This is a genomic window from Rhizobium sp. BK196 (assembly GCF_014193255.1).
Taxonomy (GTDB): domain Bacteria; phylum Pseudomonadota; class Alphaproteobacteria; order Rhizobiales; family Rhizobiaceae; genus Rhizobium.
In genome coordinates this window covers 204,263-223,443 of record NZ_JACHZB010000002.1, presented here as the reverse complement: position 1 = coordinate 223,443, position 19,181 = coordinate 204,263, and the positions used below count along the sequence as shown (strand labels likewise).

The following is a 19,181-nucleotide window of genomic DNA, read 5'->3' as shown; positions in this document are numbered from 1 at the left end:
TTACACCAATGTGAAATTTGTAACGACAACATATTTTGATGGGGATTTATGGAATCGCATGAACTGAAAATCCGGGCGGCCTGGCTCTACCACGTGGAGGGATTGACCCAGGCGCAGATCGCCGAGCGCATGCACCTGACCCGTCGCAGGGTGAACGAATTTCTGGCCGCCGCCCTGGAGGAAGGCATCGTCAGGGTGAGCTTCGCCTCGCCGCTTGCCGGCGGCATGGAACTCGAATCGCGCCTGCAGGAGCGTTTCCGCCTGGAAGCGGCGATCGTCGTTCCGACCCCTGCCGATCCGCACCTGCTGCACCAGGCGCTCGGCCGTGGTGCGGCCGGCTATCTGGATCGGCTGATCCAGGCCCGCCGGCCCCGCTCGATCGGCGTCGGCTGGGGCGCGACGCTGAAGGAAACCGTCACCCACATGACGCCGGCGAGCGAGCCTGACATCGAGGTGCGCTCGATGATGGGCGGGCTGACGCGCGGTTCGGAGATCAACACGTTCGAGATCGTGCGCGCCTTCGCGCAGGTCCTGAAGGCGCAATGCCATTACTTCGCGGCACCGATCTATGCCGAGAGCCCGCATTCGCGCGAGGCGATCATCTCGCAATCGGTTTTCGAGCGGATCTTCCGGCAGACCTGCGAGGTGGATATTTCCTTTCTGAGCGTGGGCGACGTGACACGGCAATCCCTGCAGGTGCGCTACGGCCTGCCGGCCGGAACCAATGTCAGCGATCTCATCGCCGTCGGCGCCGTCGGCGACCTGCTCGGCCGCTATATCGACGCCGAGGGCCGCCCCGTCGCCCATCCGCTGAACGCCCAGGTACTCGCCCCCGATCTTACCGACTACCGCAAAATCCCCTGCCGCATCGTCGCCTCCGGCGGCCCCCATAAACACGCCATCCTCAGCGCGACGATGCGGGCCGGCCTAGCGACCGCGCTGGTGACGGATGAGGAGAGCGCCAGGGTGTTGCTGGCGGGCGGATGACGCGAGGTGCGCCCGCAGGAGGATAGCAACTGGCTTGGGGGTGGCAGACAAATAGAGGCTCGATAGGCCGAAGGCCAGATCACCCGCCTCAAGACCCTCAAGCGCGCAATATATGGTCGGGATGCGGGACTGCTGAGGCCACGAATGTTACCACCGCCCACAAAGTTAGGAAGAACTCGGTCAACTGCCAAACGACATGAGCCCCATTCTGCGAACCAGCATGACGTGGCGCGAACGTTTCAGTGTGCGACGCCTGGTTCCCCGTGTGCCCTCACGACGGCGTCCGCTTCCTTGCCGTACAGCTCTTCGAAGTGATCGAAGGTCTTGGAGAAGTAGCCAATGCCTTGCGTCGCCGAGCGTAGCGCGCGCGCCAGATCGTCAAGTGCGCCGCCCGGAATAAGTGCCCGGAAGATGTCCCATCCCTTAGCGGTCTCGTCCCGGTCGAAGCCGAGAACCTGACCCTTGAGCGCCGAGACGATTTGGACGAGGCTGCCGGAATATATCGACGGAATGTGAATTTCGCTGCGGAAGACCGGCTGCATCAAAACGGCCGACCCTTCGGAAAGCGCCTGTCGCACTCCCATTTTCGACGCAGTCCTGAAGGCGTGTTCCGAACTGTCGACGGCATGGTGCTGACCATCGAACAGAGTTACGCCGACATCGATGACCTGGAAGCCGAGCGGCCCTTTCTCCATCGCTTCGCGCGCGCCTGCTTCGACGGCAGGGATGTAGTTGCGCGGGACGACGCCACCCTTGACGGTTTCGTTGAAGGTAAAGCCCCGGCCGCGCTCGTTGGGGCGAATGCTCAGCTTCACATCCGCGAATTGTCCGGCACCGCCGGTCTGTTTGCGATGCCGATAGTGAACCTCGGAAGGCTTCGCGATTGTCTCGCGGTAGATCGGGCTGGGCGTTCGATCGGTTACGTCGATGTGGAAGACGTCGGACAGGGTTCGGCAGAGATCGCGCAGATGTACCGGACCCTGGGCGCGGACGAGCTGGGCGCCAGTGCCTTCCTCCTGCGAGACGACAAGACCGCGATCCGTCTCGGCAAGTTTTGCCAGCGTTTCGGAGAGCTTGTTTTCATCGCGTTCGCTGCCCGGGACCAGGATCCTTTCAAGCATCGGCGTAGGTGGCTCGGTCCATTCGGGCGGGGCGACCGTCGCGTTTGATGTCAATGGCGCCGGGACGGGTAAGTGGTCGGACTTGACCGTTGCGAAGACATCCCCCGGTGCAGGCACGATCGCCGAGTTCGACCGTCCGTTTGCGGGATCCTGCACGGCGCCGAGGCTGGAGCCGCCCAGTAATGCGCCTTGCCGCAGTCCCTCACCAAACGCACGCACCAACACCGTCTTGCCGATATTCTGACGATGATAGGCATGGAAGCTCACGGCGGTCAGCTTGTTTTCATCGACGCTGCCCGCACGAGCCAGGCGCTGTCGAAGAAAGCCTACCGCGGGCGCCTCGTGGCGCAGCGCCTTCATCAGCCTCATCATGCCGTTGCCGTGACTTGCGGCACCGATCAGAACCGGAATAATCCTGTTTTCTCTGAGAACCCGCGATGAAATGGCATAGAGCGCGTCGCTGGGGGGCTCGCGATCTTCGATCAGTTCCTCGAGAAGCCAATCATCGAATTCGGACAGGTGTTCCAGGAGTTCGTTGCGCGCTTCGTGCTCGCGCTCGGCGGTGCTTTCGGGGATTGCGATCAGCGCCGAAGTCTGGCCCTCCCGGTAGCGCCACGCCCGTTCCGAAATCAGATCGCAACTGCCTATGATCCTGTCTCCCTCGCGGATCGGGATCTGGCGAAGCAAAAGCGTATGGTTCGCGTAGTCTTGAAGTGCGGCGATCACGTCCCTCAGCCGCCCTCCCGGTTCGTCCATTCGATTGACGAAGAGGATGCACGGCGTCCCGGAGGCTTCGACTATCCGCAGATAGGGCGCGGCGAGCACAGCCTCGTCGGGTGCCGATGAAACGCACAGGATACAGGCGTCGCTGGCAAGAAGCGCGTGCTGTGCATGCGCCAATGCTTCGTTGGGTCCTGGCGCATCCAGCGCACACCACGCCTCGTTTCCAAAGGTGAATTCTGTGAGAGTCAATCCATAAGGGGACATGGATTTTCTCGGCGCCCCCTCCAGGGAGCCGAGCTTTTCGACGACTGTTGATTTTCCGGTCTGCGAGGGTCCAAGCACGGTAAAGCAGCGCATCGGCATTCCTCCAACTGCCATAAACACAATTTTCAGCCATCATAGGATGCCCTGAACCGCTGCAAGGCGCCAGAGGTGTTTGGTTTCACAACGCAGACAGGAGCTTTTCTCGAACTGCCAGCAGGGCTGCAGACGCATCCAAAACGATCCATCCAGAGACTCTGAAGCTACTCCCACAGGTAATTAGGCGTGAACTTGCGCGCTGCCGCGCCAGCTTGGCAGCAAGCGCATTGCGTTCATCGATACCACGCAAGAGACGGCTGATAACAACGAACCTCCCGGTCGCCGCTAAGCAGGAGGAGAAGGATCGGCATCCGGAAGCAGCGCAAGCTTAACGTCACGACTGCGCTGCCTACGCCACATGATGGCCAGCCGCGCGGCGTTGCGCTAATAGGTGGCCGCGCTGGATGGGCGGCTTTCGCCCACTGGATTGTAATCCCTCTTCGCTGTACAGCGAGGAAGATATTTTGGTTGTCGAACCCATTCGTTTCAGGTGCATTTATGACAAAAAAAGTTTATCTGGCGGGTCCCGAGGTCTTCCTTCCGAACGCCCGTGAGATCCTCGACCAGAAAGCAGCGCTTGCCCGTGAGGCGGGACTTTTCCCGCTTTCGCCCGGCGATCTGGAAATCCCGCATACGAACTCGAAGCGCGAGCGGGCCGCGGCGATAAACGCAGTGGACGAGAAGATGATGATCGAGGCTGATGCGATCATCGCCAATCTGACGCCGTTTCGCGGCATTGCCGCCGATACGGGGACGGCCTTCGAACTCGGTTTTATGTGCGCAAGCGGTAAGCCTGTATTCGCCTACACGAATGTGGCCCGCGATCACAGCGGGCGAGTGAGCGATCTCTATGGCGGGGCCGTCGCGTATGATGCTGAAGGTCGACTGCGAGACCCGAACGGAATTGCGGTCGAGGATTTTGGCCTTGCTGACAATCTCATGCTGCACGCCGGGATTGAGCGGCGCGGTGGCGTCCTCATCATCGGAGACGCGCCGCGGGATGCGCTCTATACGGACCTTGCCGCGTTCAAGACGTGTCTTGCCGTCGCCGTTGAGAAGCTGCGCTAGGGAGGTACCGCGTCCCTCACCCTCCCGATCATGCGAGGGATAAGGCAAATGTCGACGACGTCATCACGCGGGGCGATCGGGTCTTTCTTTTTCCAGGCAACGCCCAAGCCCGATCCGGAAATCGATGCCCCGCACCGCCTTTAGCTCGAGGGCCGGTTCGGCGGACCCCTCGACCCATTTTGGCGCAAAGCCCAAATCTTTGACGCGAAGACACATTGCGTCAGTTCCCGTTCCCTTGCGTGTGGCCCGAAGGTATCTATTGTCGACGAATGCCAGGCGGTTGGGAGTCTGTAATGTCGGCAGTGCCTTTCTCAAAGATTTCGACGCCGCTCAACGCGCTATTGGTTACAATTGGTCTCTTGGTCGTTGCCGCGCTGACGACCGAGGGCCTTACTGGACAGGAGAGGCTTGTCTTTGAGCTGCTCCTTGCGGCAATTTGGCTGGCCTATGTCCTCCAATTGAGCGGCACATTGCTTTCACGGCGACATGGCTTGTCGGGCGGGATGCCGGCCCTCGTGATTGATTTGCTGGCGGTTCTGGTTCCGGCTGCTGCGTTCTTGTTCGTTGGCTCCCGTGATCGAAACCTCTATTGCGCCATTTGGCTTCTCAAGCCGTTGCGCGACTCGACCTTTTTCAGGCTGCTGGCAAGGGTGGTCGCGAATGAATCGCGCAATCTGCTTGGCGTGACATCGGTGTTCGGCATCGTTCTTTTTGGCGCTGCGTTGGCCGGTTATATCCTCGAGCGAGACGTCCAGCCCGATAAGTTCGGCAGCATTCCGCAGGCGATGTGGTGGGCGGTCGTGACGCTGTCGACGACCGGCTACGGTGACGAGATTCCGCAGAGCCTTGCAGGCCGAGTTCTAGCCGGATTGGTGATGATGAGCGGGATCGGTATTTTTGCACTTTGGGCCGGCATCCTCGCCACCGGCTTCTACGAAGAGGTTCGCCGCCGAGACTTCGTTCGCAACTGGCAATTGGTCGCTGCAGTACCTCTGTTCCAGAAGCTTGAATCCGCAGCACTGATCGAGATCGTACGGGCGTTGCGACCGCGCATTGTTCCCGCAGGTGGCGTGATCTGCCGCAAGGGTGATGCTGGCGATCAGATGTTCTTCATCGTCGAGGGACGGGTCACCGTGGCGACACCCGATCATCCAGTGGAACTCGGTGCCGGAAACTTCTTCGGCGAGATGGCGCTGATCAGCGGCGAACCGCGCTCAGCGACGGTCAGCGCAGCAACCGAGGTATCGCTGCTGTCGCTCTACGCCGTGGATTTCCAGATGTTGTCGAGCAGTAGTCCGCAGATCGCCGAGACCATCCGCAAGACGGCGCTGGAGCGGCGGGGCGGGCCACCGAAGGAATAATCCAAGCCGGCGAGGGTACTCCTTGACCGGCTCATAGCGCAGGATAACTGCGCCCGCCGCGGTCGTCGTGCTGGGAGATAGTCGCGGTCGGCCGAGCCTTGCCGGGTCAGCTTTGAATGGCTGCACATCTTCGCATCCATCGGCGGTCCTGGCCTTCCAATCAGGCTCGACGCTTTACCCAGCCCTCGGAAAAGCACGCGCCTTCAAAACGTCGCTCAATTCGCTTGTGTCAAACCGTCCTTTAGAATTAGCCCCTCGTCATAAGAGGCGAACCCGGATCCCAACATATGGCCCTCGCCTAACAAAAGCGGAATGTTCTACAATTTTGCAGCGTAACGTTGGTTTGGCTGGCGGTGGTATAGTTTTGCGCTCAGTGGGTTGGCTTGTTTTAGCGCTTTCGATGCTTGCATCCGGCAGTTCGTCGGCTGGTTCGTTCGAGCCGGCACCGGATATGGTGCTCGTGCCGGCCGGCAAATTCGAGATGGGCGGCGATCACGATAATTGGTCGGCCCCCGACGAGCACGGCAACCGCGTCGTTGACATCAGAGCCTTCTCGGCCTCGCAAAGCGAGATCACGTCCCGACAGTATGACGCATGTGTTCGCGCCGGGGTCTGTCGGGCACCGCTTTTCAAAGCGCAAGGCGACGACTATCCGGTAACTGGTGTGTCCTGGCGCGATGCGCAGTCCTATACCGCGTGGTTGAGCGCGCAGACCGGCGACCGCTATCGTCTCATGTCCGAAGCAGAGTGGGAACTGATCGCCCGCGCAGGTACACAATCACGTTTCTGGTGGGGCGATGATGCCGATCCGGCTTTTGGCAACTTCGGCGACGAGTCCTGCTGCCGCCCGGCGGTCGGGGGCGCAGATACTTTCGAATCCGCCGCGCCAGTGAGCAGGTTCAAACCCACACCGGAAGGATTTTACGACCTCTACGGCAATGTATGGGAGTGGGTGCAGGATTGCTATGGCGCCTATGATCGCGCGCCGCGGGACGGCTCGGCGCAAGACCCGGCGGATTGCAGGGTGCGCGTGGTGCGAGGTGGCTCTTATTTGCTTCCTTCAGGTTTTGCCCGAGCGAGCGCACGTTACAAGCTGACCCCCGGCGCCCGCAGGCCTGACGTCGGCTTCCGTGTGGCTCTAGATCCGGGTACGCCATGAGAACCCTCGGCCTGAACCGTGACAGATATGTCGTTCCAATTCTTCTCTTCGCCTATGCGATAGCTGTCGCCGCGTTTTCTTCAGATCTCGATCCGACACATTGGGGTGCCCTCGATGCCGAACTATATCATTTACCGCAGATCAATTGGTTCATAGAATGGGGCATCAAGTGGACTTACCCCGCGTGGTCGGCGACCGGTCCTGGATTTCATTGGCTCATGGCTATCCTTGCATGGCTAACCGGGGCAGAAGCACTTGATCAGACCAGCTGGCAGTCCACATTCGGGCCCGCCATCTTGACGACAATCTCACTTCTCTTCTTCTATGCGGCATTGCGATCCAGTGGTGCTTCTCCGCTTCGGGCCTTAGTGATCGGCTTCCCGCTCGTTTCGTCGAGCTATTTCTGGACGCCCGCCCTGCATCCCGTAAGTGAAAGCCTTTCGATGGCTGGTTTCTTCGCAATGGCTTATTCGCTCGCCCTTTACCCGCGCCGGCCAATTGCGTTCGGCATCGCGGGCGCAATATCCACAATCGCACGGCAAAACTTCCTCAGTGCAGCCGGTGCCTTCGGACTCATGGCTGTCGCCGAACAATGGCCTCGCATCGTCACATGGCGGATGGTTGGTTTAGCTATACTGACGCTGGCGCCGTCCTTGCTGGTTGCCGCGAGCCTTGTGATACATTGGGGTGGACCGACGCCTCCGGAGTGGCGAGAGATGCACACCGGATTCTCGTTTGGACCGCTCTTGCATGGGTTGGCGCTTCTCGGCGTCTTCGGCTGGCTTTTTCTGCGCAAAGAGGACCTCGCCGGCGACGTGCCCGCCCGGACACGTGAGATCATTGCCATCGCAGTGATTTCTCTCGCGCTGTGGCTCCTTATCCCGGAAGATGGTGGCTCCAGGCCGTATTCGGTCGTGTGGACCGTGGCAGCGCACCTGCCGACGATCTATGGTCGCCCCCTTTTGACCCTTCCGCTCCTGACCTTGGGTATGGTCGTTGCATTTGCCTATTGGCGGCGTGGACGGAGAGATGGATTCCGGCTCAGCCCGGAACTATCCTTGTTTGCCTGCTATTTTGCAGGTCAAGCGGCGCAAAGGTTCAGTTGGCAACGTTACTCGGAGGTTGCCGTTTTGCTTTTCTTGTGCCTCGGAATGGCGCGAACGCAGCAAAAAAGCCTCCGTCACGATGCTCTTATGCTCATAGTCTTCATGGGCTATTTCGCGCTGACCGTCAGGCATATGACGGAGTTTGTGTAGGGGGCATTCAAAAGCCAGGCGGCGAAACACTTGCGGCAACCGCCAACCAGTTGCCCGCGCTTCTGACCCTGGGCATGTTTCCTATTGGCTGCGTAGACGGGGAGATAGATTCCGGCTTAGCTCGAAACTCTGCTTATTTGTCTGATACTTTGCGGCTCAAGCGGCGCTTCGATGCTCACGAAGGCATCAAGGCCGCGGTATCGCGAAATCAAGCGCCGCACCGAGGTTGTCGGCATCCTGCGAACGACGAAGCGATCGGTCGTCTCGTTGGCGCACTGCTGCTCGGCCAGTTCAACGCGCAAGGCACATGACGCTTGAGACCATGGCGCGAATGGAAGATGATCCTCAAATCAGCCTGCCCGCTCTGGCACGCTGATATCCCCTCCGGCCGATGCCAATCGGCGGCCAGTTACACCACGGGAGCTTGTTCAGAACTGGCGCTCAAAACCATCGCGGCGACACGCCAGCCGAAGGCGTCACTCGTCCTCTTTCTTGTCGGCGGGAATGACGACGCTGTCTGTGTCGACCCCAGCGTTCTGGAAATCACTCAGGTTGCCAGAATTCCCCCACAGCGTCATTCGCCAATTCAATCGGAAACTCTTGTCGTTCAAATTGCCGCTGTAACGATTGCGTGCGAAGTGCACAAACCCAAGCCCATGATCGGGAGCGTTGACGCTTGCTACGATGCCGCTGTCACTGTCAACCGATACAACATTCTCCTCGATGCGGTTAGGGCGCGCCCATTGCGGGTGCCACCCTCGGCCCGTCGCATCATCAACACGAAAAACTACGCCTGATCCATGTGAGATGACATTTCCTGTCACCAGATTGCTCCAGCCGCCATTGATCCCGATCGCTGATACGTTGCCTGAAAGAGTATTTCCTTCGATGCGCACCCCACTGGCCTTACCGTCGGTATAGATCGCCCAGCTTATAGGAGTAGGCCATTCATCGATATTGTCGTATCCGGCCGGCCAAAACGTTCCGTCGGCCCGGTTCATCAGATGCCCTGTTCCGGTCACAAGATTCTCGCGGATGATGCTATTCAGTGGGTCGCCCTGCTCGCCCATCAGCTTGATGGCACCACCATCTGACGTACGCTGATTGGCATTGCGGACGACGTTATGTTCGATGACCGCGTCATGAACGGCATCTTGTGGACCCCAGGTAGAGCCACCGCCGATCCCGAACTGCGCAACGTTTTCGATCAGATTGTTAGCGATCCGGATGTTGTCTGTGGCTTGGAAAGATACCCCGGCTGTATCATAATATACCTGCCCGACATCATGAATATGGTTCGACAGGATTCTGGCACCGTTTGATTTGCCGAAACTCCCATAGGTCGTGCCAACGTAAATTCCATTGCCGGCCACATTGCCGATCGCATTGCCGGCAATCAAAACATCCTGACTTTCTGACACGTGAATACCAACGCCGATATTTTCGATGACGTTGCCTAGCAGCCTGACACGGTTAGCTCCCTCGAGCCGGATGGCACCAAAGCCTCTGGTGTCTGTGCCCAGTTTGCCGCTTCCCTGCGGAGCTCCATCACGAAACTCCAGCCCCGAGATAGTCATCCCGTCGGCTCCCGCAAGCCGGAAGAAAGTCGGCAAGATACCTGCAACGACGACCGCGCCAGGAAAAGATCGATCCACTGTGATATAGCGGAGCTGACCCATAGTGGGATCGTACAACCATTCCCCGGGAGCATCGAGCAAGGCTTCCGTGCCGCTCAAGAAATAGCGGCTGCCTTCTGCGGTAAAGAAATAACTGGTGCCCTTGGTATCAATGGTCCTCTTCTCGGCGTCGATTGAAACCACCGGAAGCGTATCGTTCCCCCATTGGCTTCCGGGCTGAAATCCTCCGACAATATCGACGGTCAGCGATGTCACATCTCCCAAAGCCGGAAGATCCCCCGGATGGAAGCAAAAGCGTGTGTTGCCTGCCCAGGGGCCGATAGGCGGATCGCATTCGGCGGCGAACAACCATCCCTTGCGCGGATCTCCGTCAACGGGAACGTTGGGAAAGCGGGCACTCGTCTGGCGGGCGCCGTCGACGAAAAGGTCTCCAACTCCATCCCCTGAAGGCAACTTCAGAGGTGCCGTCCAGCGCCCGTTGGCTTGTAACGCCCAGTTCTGCACAAGCGGACCGCCATGTAAAACCGGAGTCCCGTTGCATCTCGCCGTTATGATCAAGCCCGCATCGCGAGCGTCGAAGACGATTGGTTGAGCGAGATAATAGTCGCCACTGCTCATTGCAATTACGCTTGGGCCACCCTTCTCACGCGCTGCATCACGAGCGTGCTCAATGCTGGCGAAAGGACCGTCGTTGCGCTGTGTGTTAGCTGCGGGAAGGAGGCCGCTCCAATTGTCGTTGCCATCCGGAGATACGTGGAATGTTGTTCGAGTTGCGGATGGGCTGGTCAAGAGGCCGCTCAAGGAGGTCCCGTCCAGTTTGGCCGACATGGTCGCCGCAGAAGCTTCCGCGCAAGTCGCCTCTCTGATCGTCTGTTGCAACCGGTCAGGCGCATCGGCGTCCGGCCATACGGAGCCCGTATTGCCCGATTGCGGAAAGAAGGTAACAATAAAAATACTTGAGATCAGCGCAACGCCCAGCTTCATGAGATTAGCAGCTCCGTCCTCGTGCTCAGCATTCGTTGGCTCGCCAACTGTTGGTCAACCCACTCGCTGTTCTTTGAATAATTCCGTCGACGTTCTTGACCGAAAAACAAAAGGCAGGGTAGTCGCGGGGAAAGCCTATCTTTGGTTGTGCTTGACGGTTCAATGAGATTCATCTGGGGACATCCGGATTGCAAGTAATCCAAATGGAGCATTGCGAACGTGCCGTACGCGTCGGCAGCGTAAATTCGTGTCGTCTTGCTCAACCCTTTCCGTTCGCCCTTCGCCGAAGGGATTAGGGCCACCAACCATAAACGATCTACCCTTAAATCTGCGGCTCCCTAAGCTGAACACAAAGACACTGGCCTCGGAGGCTCTTCGGAATGCCCGAAGATACTAGAGTATTCGGGACCAGCGCCGCAGGGGAGAGGCGCAACAATGGATGATCTACCTGTACTTGCCGTAGATCTCGACAAGACCCTGATAAGAAGCGATGTTCTCTATGAATCCTTCTGGGATTGCGCATCAAAGGATCTTTGGAAGCTCTTACATGTGCTCGGATCTCTCGCAGCCGGCAAAGCGCAATTCAAAGAGAGCTTGGCGCGAAACAACGCGATTGATCCGGCTGCGCTCGCCTATAACGACAACGTTGTCGACTATATAAGAAACTGGCGTCAGCAAGGTGGAAAGGCAGTCCTTGTGACTGCCACGGATCAGTCCATCGCCAATGCAACGGCCGATCATCTGGGACTTTTCGATGAAGTCTATGGCTCAGACGGCATGCGCAATCTGAAAGGCAGCACGAAGGCGGGCTTTCTCGTGGAGCGCTATGGTGCCGGCAACTACGATTATATCGGCGATGCGCATGCCGACATACCGGTATGGAATTCGGCGCGACGAGCTATCACTGTAGGGCTCTCACAGAAGGAAAGAGGCCGGGTCCATTCGCTTAGCGGCGAGGTCATGCATCTTTGTGATCAGGAGCACAGCAGCCGAGCCTACCTCAAGGCCATTCGACCGCATCAATGGTCGAAGAACATACTGGTCTTTCTGCCGCTGATTGCAGCCCATGAGGCATCAATCGATAGTTGGCTGGATGCGTTTTTTGCATTTATCTGCTTCAGCCTAGTTGCGTCCAGCGTCTATGTGCTGAACGATCTGCTGGATCTTGCCTCTGACCGGCTTCATCCGCGAAAGCGGAACCGGCCCTTCGCCTCAGGCATGATCCCATTGCAGCACGGGACATTCATGGTGCCCGGTTTGCTGTTGTCTGGGTTGCTGTTCGGCCTACTGGTTCAGAGGGCGGAATTCTTGTTGGTCATGGCGCTATATTACGCCACCACCATGCTCTACTCGATCTACCTCAAGCGCAAACTGATCGTGGATATCTGCGCGTTGGCTGGCCTCTATTCGCTGCGCATTTTCGCTGGCAGTGCTGCCACGGGATTGCCGATTTCGGAATGGCTGCTGGCATTCTCGATCTTCCTCTTTTTTTCGCTCGCTGCGGTCAAACGTCAGGGCGAACTGGTCGATGTCGTCAATTCCGGGCGAGGCAAGGCCAACGGCCGAGGCTACCAAGGCGATGACCAGCTCATCGTGTCGATGATGGCTCTCAGTTCCGGATATATCGCCGCATTGGTTATGGCGCTTTACTTGGACTCCCCCGAGGTCCGAGAGCTTTACACTCATCCGATCCGTCTTTGGGGCATCTGCCTCATCCTGCTTTATTGGGTCAGCCGCATGGTCATGATGGCCCATCGCGGTATTATGGACGACGATCCAATCGTTTTTGCGGTCAGGGATCGCGTCAGTCGCTATTGCGGCGTACTCATCCTGATCGTGATTATTGCTGGCATTATGTAGATCGATGCTTGAAACCTCTGCCCAGTTTTTCCCTGTTGTCCTGGAGAATGTCCCTCAAAAAGAAGGCGTGCTGAAAGGTTCGAGGGTGTTGCGATTGATTGTTGACCGAAACTCTGGCCAAAACACCATGCGCGGGACCGAGCTATTCGCCGTCGGCGAAAATACGATCTCTTTTCTGGATGACCTAGGCTGATGTTCCAACTGATCGTCCGCTACGTTTTGTTTGCCGTTACCGCCACGCTGGCTAATCTATTGATGCAGCGCGCGGTCCTTGCCGTTTTGAGCGATGGCTTGGGTTTCGCACTGGCAATATTTGCCGGTACGGCAACGGGCCTGATCATCAAGTACATTTTGGACAAGAGATGGATCTTCTTCGACAACACGGCGGGTGTCGCGAACGGAAGCCGTAAATTCGGCCTCTACACACTTACAGGTGTCGCCACTACGCTAATCTTTTGGGCAACCGAAACCACGTTCTGGCTCACATGGAGCACCGCCGAGACGCGTGAACTTGGCGCCGTCCTCGGCCTCGTAATAGGTTATTGCATCAAGTACAATCTCGATCGCAAGTTTGTGTTCGCCTCGCGCAGTATGGAGGCGTGATCGATGGAAATCTCTGGCTGGGGACGTTTTCCAAAGGCTGATTGCCGTATCAGCTTTCCGCGCGATGAGGCGTCGTTGCGAAATCTCGTTCTTTCCGGGCCGAGTATCGCTCGCGGCAATGGGCGCGCATATGGCGACAGCGCTCTCAATCAGGCGCACACAATCGACCTGACCGGCTTCAACCGCATGATCGCGTTCGACCCTGCAACCGGGGTACTGACAGTTGAGGCCGGCGTTGTTCTCGGCGATATCATCCTGGCCTTCCTGCCGCGCGGATGGTTTCCATCGGTGACACCTGGCACGAAGTTTGTAACGATAGGGGGCATGATTGCCGCCGACGTTCACGGCAAGAACCACCACAAGCACGGCTCGTTCGGGACTTTCGTTGAGTGGATAGACCTCATGGTTGCTGACGGCAGCGTCCTGCGTTGCTCGCGAACTGAAAATCCCGATCTCTTTGCCTTCACGATCGGCGGTATGGGTCTGACAGGCGTCATACTGCGCGCGGCCATCCGGCTGACCTCGGTGGAAAGCGGCTGGATAAGACAGCGCACAATCCCCGCCCGTTGCCTTGACGAAGCGATCGATATATTCGAGCGGTCTGCCGATTGGACTTATTCCGTGGCCTGGATCGACTGCTTCGCACCAAAGAATATGCTTGGCCGCTCGTGCATTGTCCTGGGCGAACATGCCAGGCGCGACGAGCTCAGCGATCGGCAGAGGCTTAATCCTTATCAGGTGAAGATCAAGCGCCAACGACATATATCATTCGACGCTCCCCAGTTGACCCTTAACCGCTTTTCGGTGCGCGCCTTCAATGCGGTCTATTACGCAAAAGGCCGGCGCAGCGCCGGCGACAGCGTGACCGACTGGGACAGTTATTTCTACCCGCTGGATGCCATTCTCGGATGGAACCGGATTTACGGACGGCGCGGCTTTGCACAATTTCAATGCGTGCTGCCGCTTTCGGCCGCCAGCGAAGGGACCGCAGAACTGCTGAGAGCGATTTCCGCCGCCGGCCAGGGATCATTTCTCGCAGTGCTGAAGCGCATGGGCGCGCAGGAGAGCCGCTTTTCATTCCCGATGGAAGGATACACGCTGGCGCTCGACTTCCCCGTCAGTGCGGCAAGTCTTGCACTGATGGAACAGCTTGACGCGATCACTGTCGCTTATGGCGGCCGTTTTTATCTCGCGAAGGACGCACGCATGAGCAGTGCAACGCTGGAGGCGGCCGACCCGCGTCTTGCCGCCTTTCGGGAAATGCGCCGCAGCTCGGGTGCCGCAACCAGCTTCTCTTCGCTTCAATCCCAAAGGCTATCACTTTGAACCTTGCGCTGCCGCCTGAAAAAAAGTCCCTGCTGGTCGTCGGCGGCACGTCCGACATTGCTAAAGCGACGGCGCTTACTTTCGCTGAAAAGGGTTGGAACGTTACGATCAGCGGAAGAGAGTTGCCTGTTGCCCGAGCGGAAGCAGCCAATCTCGAGTTACGCGTGCCGGGTAGCGTTATCACCGCCGTCGCGCTGGACATTCTCGACACCGCAAGCTTTGCGCCTTTTCTCGATAGTTTGCCCGTGCTGCCAGACGCCGTCCTGTTAGCCGTCGGTTTGCTGGGCGACCAAGCATTGGCGGAGCGTCACATCGATCATGCCACGCTCGTTATGCGCTCGAACTTCGAAGGACCTTGTCTTCTGCTGGGATTGATGGCGTCGCGATTTCAGGATCGCGGTTCGGGCACGATCATCGGTATTTCGTCGGTGGCGGGCGATCGCGGGCGCGCCTCCAACTATGTCTATGGCGCTGCCAAAGCTGGTTTGAGCGCCTTTCTTTCCGGGCTGCGCAACCGGTTGGCCGCAAGGGGCGTTCATGTTTTGACGGTCAAACCGGGCTTCGTGAGGACTAAAATGACGGCGGGCATGGCGCTTCCCGCTGCTCTGACCGCCGAGCCGCGAGAACTCGCCGTAGCAATCTACAGCGCCGTGGAAAAGCGCAGAAATGTCATCTACGTGCGGCCGGCTTGGTGGCTGGTTATGATGATCATCAGGTCGATCCCGGAAGGCTTGTTCAAAAAGCTTCGTCTGTAGCGCTTCTGTCCCGAGGCAGTCGTGGGGGAATCGGCCAGCGACAGATTGCGGAGCCATTTTGGTTGCGCATCAACGATCATGGCATGGATTGGAGCGACTAAGCATTTGTCGGCCAAGCGACACGGGCGACGGTCAAGCGGCTATTCAAAGAGAATAAGGCTTGCTGGCGTTGGCGGCATTGGTTTGACCTTGACGCTCTTAAGACCTGCAAGTCTTGCCATCTCAGACAACTCACTTTGCGTATAAGCTTGGCCTGCCGGCGTACCGGCGAGCATCTCCCAGGAGAAGGCCGCCGGAAAAGGCGGCGAGATGCCGTCTTCGTTCGGCACGAAATCGACGGCGACGATGCGACCATCGTTCGCAAGGCTCGCAATGATCTTTCGTAACAATTGGGCACATGTCCGCAAATCGAAATGGTGCAGAAAATTCGGGAGCAGGACGAGATCATAACCTGTGTCCCAGTTCACATCGAAGGCGCTGCCCGCAATCGTCCGGTACCGATCAGCCACGCCGGCCTTTTCCGCATTCCGACGTGACAACTCCAACACGGCAGCCCAGTCGACAGCGACGATCTCTGCCGATGGAAGGGCCTTGGCAATTTCGATCCCGAAAAGGCCTGGACCCGCAGCAATGTCCAGAACCTTTCGAGCAGGCACCGGCCAGCCGGAGATTTCGCCGGCCAGGATTTTGGCGCTGAGCCCGGTAAAGGAGCCCATGCCGCGCGCAAACTTCAACCAGACGGGATTGTCTGGCGACATGTTCGCAAGCCCGATCGAACCGCCGTTTCGCACGGCGGCGGCCGGATCGCGCAGAAAATTGTCCAGAATTTCAGGTGCGGCGACGAACTCGACGGCAGAGCCCATATAGGCTGGCGAATTACGATCGAGGAACATTCTGGTCGGGGGCGTCATTCGGTACTGCTCGCTGTCCTTTGTCAGGAAACCGTGTACCACGAGGTAGTTGCACAGGATGCGCACGCCGCGCTCCGACGCGCCTGTTGCCGACGCCAGCAATGCTGCCGTTTTGCCGTCGCCGATGTGAGTGAAGAGATCAAGCTCGATGGCCGCCCTGATCGCTGCGGTCTTTCGGCATGCAAACAGCGCGTCGACCACGAGTTCGGGCGACACTACGCCAGCATGGGCGTCCTCGGCGATTGTTTCCATGGGATCCCCCAGAGCCGCGATTACCTTTGTCTGGCAGCGACAACCGCAGGGATTATCTGTATATTTTCATATTCTACAATACCCACTGCTCTAACCTTATTGGGTGCCCTCGCCTCAACATCCCAGCGCGTCCTGCCGGCCGAAGGCACAGATACGGCTTCTCATTCTTGGCCAGCCGATCAGCGCCTTCGCGCTTATATCGCGGCGCTAGCTCTGCCGACGTAGTGGCGCTGTTGATTTGTTCAATTGGGATCCTTCGACGGCCACGCAGCGCGAAAGCAGTCGCGCGAACATGCGATGGGTAGTGGCTCCAACCAGTTCGTCACCATTGGCTGCGTTTTAAGCGCAGCGGCATCGTCGACGGTCATTATCCTGGTCAGGTCCCTGCTTCAATGATGGGAGCCGAGCGGGATTCCGCGGAGCTTAGTTTGCGGCAACTCCGCTGAAATCCGAACTCGTCCGGATTACGCAGCCACCAATAAAGGCCCGAAAAGCCCTCGGGCTCGTCAGCCGTTGCGAAGGAACGGTCCCGCCTTAAAGGGATTCTGAACCGACGTTCCCATCGCCGTGGTAGAAAAAGGCCCGCCGCCGAAGCGGCAGGCTCATCTTTTTGGGCGTGCGGGAGGTTAGCTCAACTCAAGGCGAAACGCTCAGGCCGGAAGGTCGCGAGCATGGGATGTTCGGCGCCCCTCATGACTTCGAACGCGAGCAATTCGCCCAGGATGAGTCCGAGTGTTGCGCCGCTGTGGCTAAAGGCGACGTAATAACCTGGTATCGCCTTGAGGGCACCGACAACCGGTTCGCCATCGCCAGGTATCGGTTTGCCGCCGACGCCGATCGTGGCAACCTCAAGCTTCGGATTACCTTCCATTACATTTGCAGCTTCGGCCAAAAGAGCCGCAACGACGCTGTCGTCGATTTCGAATCCGCCGTCCGGGCGCAGCGTCACCCCTTCGTCGGCGGCCCAGTCGGCGTCGAGCGAGAAAGCGCCGCCCGGCGCGGGGCGAACGGCCACACGGGGCGTGTTGAGAACCGCGCGCAAGGGATGGGCAAACGGTTTGGTCTGTACGAGGAGGGCGATCGGCGTCCCGTCGCCGATGATCTGCCCGCTCTCGGCGGCCATCCTCGGCACGGCGGGACCGGTCGCCAGCACGACGGCATCAGCCAGGAAATGTCCGCCCGTCGCCGTCTCGGCACCGACCGCCCGGCCGCCCTCAATCAAGGCCCGTGCGGCTCCCTGGTCCGTCACCAGTACGCCCCCGAGCTCAGAATATTCCTTCAGAAGCAGGCCGATCAGCGCGGGCAGATCGACCCAACCCTCACCTGGATTGAAGATAGCGCCCTGGGGGGTGATCGCGTTCGCGTTTACGCCGGGCGTGACACCGGCGATATCGGCGCCCGACAGCCATTGTGCATCATAGCCGAGCGACACCTCGTACCGATAGGCCGTATCGATCTCGTTGCGCCCGTCATCGGCGTCCCAGGTCAGGCCCCCGTCGAAGCGAAGCCAATCGGCATCCGGAAACCGCGCTGAAAGCGTACGATAACGATCGATGCCGGCCATGCGCAGCCGATGATAGGGTTCAGAGCGCATGCGTGCCGAGTTCAACCAGGAGAGGGAGCGGCCGGAAGCGCCGTTGGCCGGCGGACCGTCATTCAGGATGGTCACGCGGACACCGCGCCGCGCTAGCTGGACGGCCGTGGAGACGCCGAAGATGCCGGCGCCGATGACGACGGCCGAAGAGATCATGTTGTCGGTCATGGGAGTGTCTTTCGATTGGTTGGTCATGCGGGTGGATGGGGCGGTCAGGGCTCTTCCCAGCGGCCGCTGACGGCGGAGCGGAAGAGCGCGTCGATCGCCCTCATGTTGACGATCGCATCCTCCAGCCCCGTATCGAGCGGGGTGCCGGAGAGCACGGATTCTGCGAAGGTATCGGCCTGCTCGCGGTATTGGTCGGCAGGTTCTATGGCGATCTCCTCGCGCCCTCCGCCAGCAAGATCGCGACCGTCATCGAGCACAAGCACCGTCGGCTTGTCGGCCGGCGCGTTGAAGGGGATCGGGATTTCCAGGCGCCCACGTGTTCCGAGCACCGTGACCTTCTGCGTGAGCGCAAGCTGGGTGGAACAGGTAAAAGCGAGCTGCCTCCCCTCTGGAAACTCGAGCAGTCCGCTTGTCAGCCGATCCGTTCCAAAGAGCGGATCCCGCTCCATCAAGGCGATTGCCCGCGCTGGGTCGGCACAGAACAGGAAGCGGGCCGTGCTGACGGCGTAGCAGCCGACGTCGAACAGACCGCCACCACCGATATCGGCTTGGTTGCGCACATTGGCGGGATCGACGAGGTAGTAGGAGAAGATCGTTTGGATAGCCTTCACCTCGCCGATCCGCCCCTCGGCGACCAATGCGCGCGCTTTCTTCCATTGCGGATGATGGCGGACCATGAACGCTTCGGCGACCGGCAGTCCGGCGGCCCTTTGCGCCGCCGCAAGTTCCCCCGCCTGCGCAGCGTTAAGGGCGATCGGTTTTTCGCAGAGTACAGGCTTGCCATGCTGCAACGCCTTAATCGTCAGCGGCACATGCAGATGGTTGGGCAACGGGTTGTAGATCGCATCGATATCGGGATCGGCGAGCAACATCTCGTAACTTCCGTAGGCCCTGTCGATGCCGAAACGGGCGGCCACCTGCGTTGCCTTGCCCGGATCTCGCGAGGCGATGGCGGTCACACGGCCGAGCCGGCTGGATTGGATGGCCGGGATCACGGCCTTGACGGCAATGCCCGCGCAGCCGAGCACGCCCCATCGTATCTTTCGTGTCATTAAT

At 59.1% G+C, this 19,181-nt stretch carries 14 protein-coding genes and 2 pseudogenes; 10 read left to right on the top strand and 6 right to left on the bottom strand.

All coding sequences use genetic code 11. From position 1 onward, the window contains the following. Positions 1-48 precede the first annotated feature (48 nt). Positions 49-987 (top strand): sugar-binding transcriptional regulator, encoded by a 939-nt coding sequence (locus FHT78_RS07635; RefSeq protein WP_183742205.1) that lies wholly within the window; start codon positions 49-51, stop codon positions 985-987. A 239-nt stretch (positions 988-1,226) separates the two neighbouring features. On the opposite strand, the gene FHT78_RS07630 is transcribed toward FHT78_RS07635, so the two are convergent. Then, entirely contained in the window at positions 1,227-3,188 is a 1,962-nt protein-coding gene (locus FHT78_RS07630) for an elongation factor G (RefSeq protein ID WP_183742203.1), read from the bottom strand. A 501-nt stretch (positions 3,189-3,689) separates the two neighbouring features. Here FHT78_RS07630 and FHT78_RS07625 point away from each other — a divergent pair. Next, complete coding sequence (locus tag FHT78_RS07625) at positions 3,690-4,259, top strand: nucleoside 2-deoxyribosyltransferase (RefSeq protein WP_183742202.1); 570 nt, start codon at positions 3,690-3,692, stop codon at positions 4,257-4,259. Here FHT78_RS07625 and FHT78_RS29295 read toward each other — a convergent pair. Continuing rightward, a pseudogene (locus FHT78_RS29295) lies at positions 4,256-4,454 on the bottom strand (transcriptional regulator); the annotation flags it as partial. The gene FHT78_RS07625 and the pseudogene FHT78_RS29295 sit on opposite strands and share 4 nt — an antisense overlap. A gap of 98 nt (positions 4,455-4,552) precedes the next feature. Here FHT78_RS29295 and FHT78_RS07620 point away from each other — a divergent pair. The 4 genes and pseudogenes from FHT78_RS07620 to FHT78_RS29290 all read left to right on the top strand — a co-directional run. Next, positions 4,553-5,620 (top strand): cyclic nucleotide-binding domain-containing protein, encoded by a 1,068-nt coding sequence (locus tag FHT78_RS07620; RefSeq protein ID WP_183743428.1) that lies wholly within the window; start codon positions 4,553-4,555, stop codon positions 5,618-5,620. Between the two features lie 400 nt (positions 5,621-6,020). Next, positions 6,021-6,779 (top strand): SUMF1/EgtB/PvdO family nonheme iron enzyme, encoded by a 759-nt coding sequence (locus FHT78_RS07615; protein ID WP_210289794.1) that lies wholly within the window; start codon positions 6,021-6,023, stop codon positions 6,777-6,779. Beyond that, on the top strand, positions 6,776-8,035 hold the full coding sequence (locus FHT78_RS07610) for a hypothetical protein (protein WP_183742198.1): 1,260 nt from the start codon (positions 6,776-6,778) through the stop codon (positions 8,033-8,035). The genes FHT78_RS07615 and FHT78_RS07610 overlap by 4 nt, the downstream gene beginning before the upstream one ends. 204 nt (positions 8,036-8,239) lie before the next feature. Further along, positions 8,240-8,411, top strand: a pseudogene (locus FHT78_RS29290) (IS256 family transposase); the annotation flags it as partial. Positions 8,412-8,511: 100 nt separating this feature from the next. On the opposite strand, the gene FHT78_RS07605 reads toward FHT78_RS29290, so the two are convergent. After that, positions 8,512-10,656 carry a right-handed parallel beta-helix repeat-containing protein gene (locus tag FHT78_RS07605; RefSeq protein WP_183742196.1) on the bottom strand — a complete coding sequence of 715 codons (2,145 nt, stop codon included), beginning with the start codon at positions 10,654-10,656 and terminating at the stop codon, positions 8,512-8,514. A 435-nt stretch (positions 10,657-11,091) separates the two neighbouring features. On the opposite strand from FHT78_RS07605, the gene FHT78_RS07600 reads away from it, so the two are divergent. The 4 genes from FHT78_RS07600 to FHT78_RS07585 all read left to right on the top strand — a co-directional run bounded on the left by FHT78_RS07600 (position 11,092) and on the right by FHT78_RS07585 (position 15,200). Beyond that, positions 11,092-12,516 carry a UbiA family prenyltransferase gene (locus FHT78_RS07600; RefSeq protein ID WP_183742194.1) on the top strand — a complete coding sequence of 475 codons (1,425 nt, stop codon included), beginning with the start codon at positions 11,092-11,094 and terminating at the stop codon, positions 12,514-12,516. Between the two features lie 192 nt (positions 12,517-12,708). Then, complete coding sequence (locus FHT78_RS07595; protein ID WP_183742192.1) at positions 12,709-13,119, top strand: GtrA family protein; 411 nt, start codon at positions 12,709-12,711, stop codon at positions 13,117-13,119. A gap of 3 nt (positions 13,120-13,122) precedes the next feature. After that, positions 13,123-14,445, top strand: a complete 1,323-nt coding sequence (locus FHT78_RS07590) for an FAD-binding oxidoreductase (protein ID WP_183742190.1) — start codon at positions 13,123-13,125, stop codon at positions 14,443-14,445. Next, positions 14,442-15,200, top strand: a complete 759-nt coding sequence (locus FHT78_RS07585) for an SDR family oxidoreductase (RefSeq protein ID WP_246715185.1) — start codon at positions 14,442-14,444, stop codon at positions 15,198-15,200. Before FHT78_RS07590 ends, FHT78_RS07585 begins: the two co-directional genes overlap by 4 nt. 140 nt (positions 15,201-15,340) lie before the next feature. Here the strand turns inward: FHT78_RS07585 and FHT78_RS07580 are convergent, their stop codons facing one another. The 3 genes from FHT78_RS07580 to FHT78_RS07570 form a co-directional block, all read right to left on the bottom strand. Then, positions 15,341-16,363, bottom strand: a complete 1,023-nt coding sequence (locus FHT78_RS07580) for a class I SAM-dependent methyltransferase (RefSeq protein WP_183742188.1) — start codon at positions 16,361-16,363, stop codon at positions 15,341-15,343. Between the two features lie 631 nt (positions 16,364-16,994). Further along, positions 16,995-18,125 carry an FAD-binding oxidoreductase gene (locus FHT78_RS07575; protein WP_183742187.1) on the bottom strand — a complete coding sequence of 377 codons (1,131 nt, stop codon included), beginning with the start codon at positions 18,123-18,125 and terminating at the stop codon, positions 16,995-16,997. A gap of 44 nt (positions 18,126-18,169) precedes the next feature. Then, complete coding sequence (locus FHT78_RS07570) at positions 18,170-19,177, bottom strand: Gfo/Idh/MocA family oxidoreductase (RefSeq protein ID WP_183742185.1); 1,008 nt, start codon at positions 19,175-19,177, stop codon at positions 18,170-18,172. Positions 19,178-19,181 lie beyond the last annotated feature (4 nt).

Excerpts from the sequence above, each read along its gene's own strand:
- FHT78_RS07635 (WP_183742205.1), top strand. The coding sequence starts at position 49 with ATGGAATCGCATGAACTGAAAATCCGGGCGGCCTGGCTCTACCACGTG.
- FHT78_RS07630 (WP_183742203.1), bottom strand. The coding sequence starts at position 3,188 with ATGCGCTGCTTTACCGTGCTTGGACCCTCGCAGACCGGAAAATCAACA.
- FHT78_RS07625 (WP_183742202.1), top strand. The coding sequence starts at position 3,690 with ATGACAAAAAAAGTTTATCTGGCGGGTCCCGAGGTCTTCCTTCCGAAC.
- FHT78_RS07620 (WP_183743428.1), top strand. The coding sequence starts at position 4,553 with ATGTCGGCAGTGCCTTTCTCAAAGATTTCGACGCCGCTCAACGCGCTA.
- FHT78_RS07615 (WP_210289794.1), top strand. The coding sequence starts at position 6,021 with ATGCTTGCATCCGGCAGTTCGTCGGCTGGTTCGTTCGAGCCGGCACCG.
- FHT78_RS07610 (WP_183742198.1), top strand. The coding sequence starts at position 6,776 with ATGAGAACCCTCGGCCTGAACCGTGACAGATATGTCGTTCCAATTCTT.
- FHT78_RS07605 (WP_183742196.1), bottom strand. The coding sequence starts at position 10,656 with ATGAAGCTGGGCGTTGCGCTGATCTCAAGTATTTTTATTGTTACCTTC.
- FHT78_RS07600 (WP_183742194.1), top strand. The coding sequence starts at position 11,092 with ATGGATGATCTACCTGTACTTGCCGTAGATCTCGACAAGACCCTGATA.
- FHT78_RS07595 (WP_183742192.1), top strand. The coding sequence starts at position 12,709 with ATGTTCCAACTGATCGTCCGCTACGTTTTGTTTGCCGTTACCGCCACG.
- FHT78_RS07590 (WP_183742190.1), top strand. The coding sequence starts at position 13,123 with ATGGAAATCTCTGGCTGGGGACGTTTTCCAAAGGCTGATTGCCGTATC.
- FHT78_RS07580 (WP_183742188.1), bottom strand. The coding sequence starts at position 16,363 with ATGGAAACAATCGCCGAGGACGCCCATGCTGGCGTAGTGTCGCCCGAA.
- FHT78_RS07575 (WP_183742187.1), bottom strand. The coding sequence starts at position 18,125 with ATGACCGACAACATGATCTCTTCGGCCGTCGTCATCGGCGCCGGCATC.
- FHT78_RS07570 (WP_183742185.1), bottom strand. The coding sequence starts at position 19,177 with ATGACACGAAAGATACGATGGGGCGTGCTCGGCTGCGCGGGCATTGCC.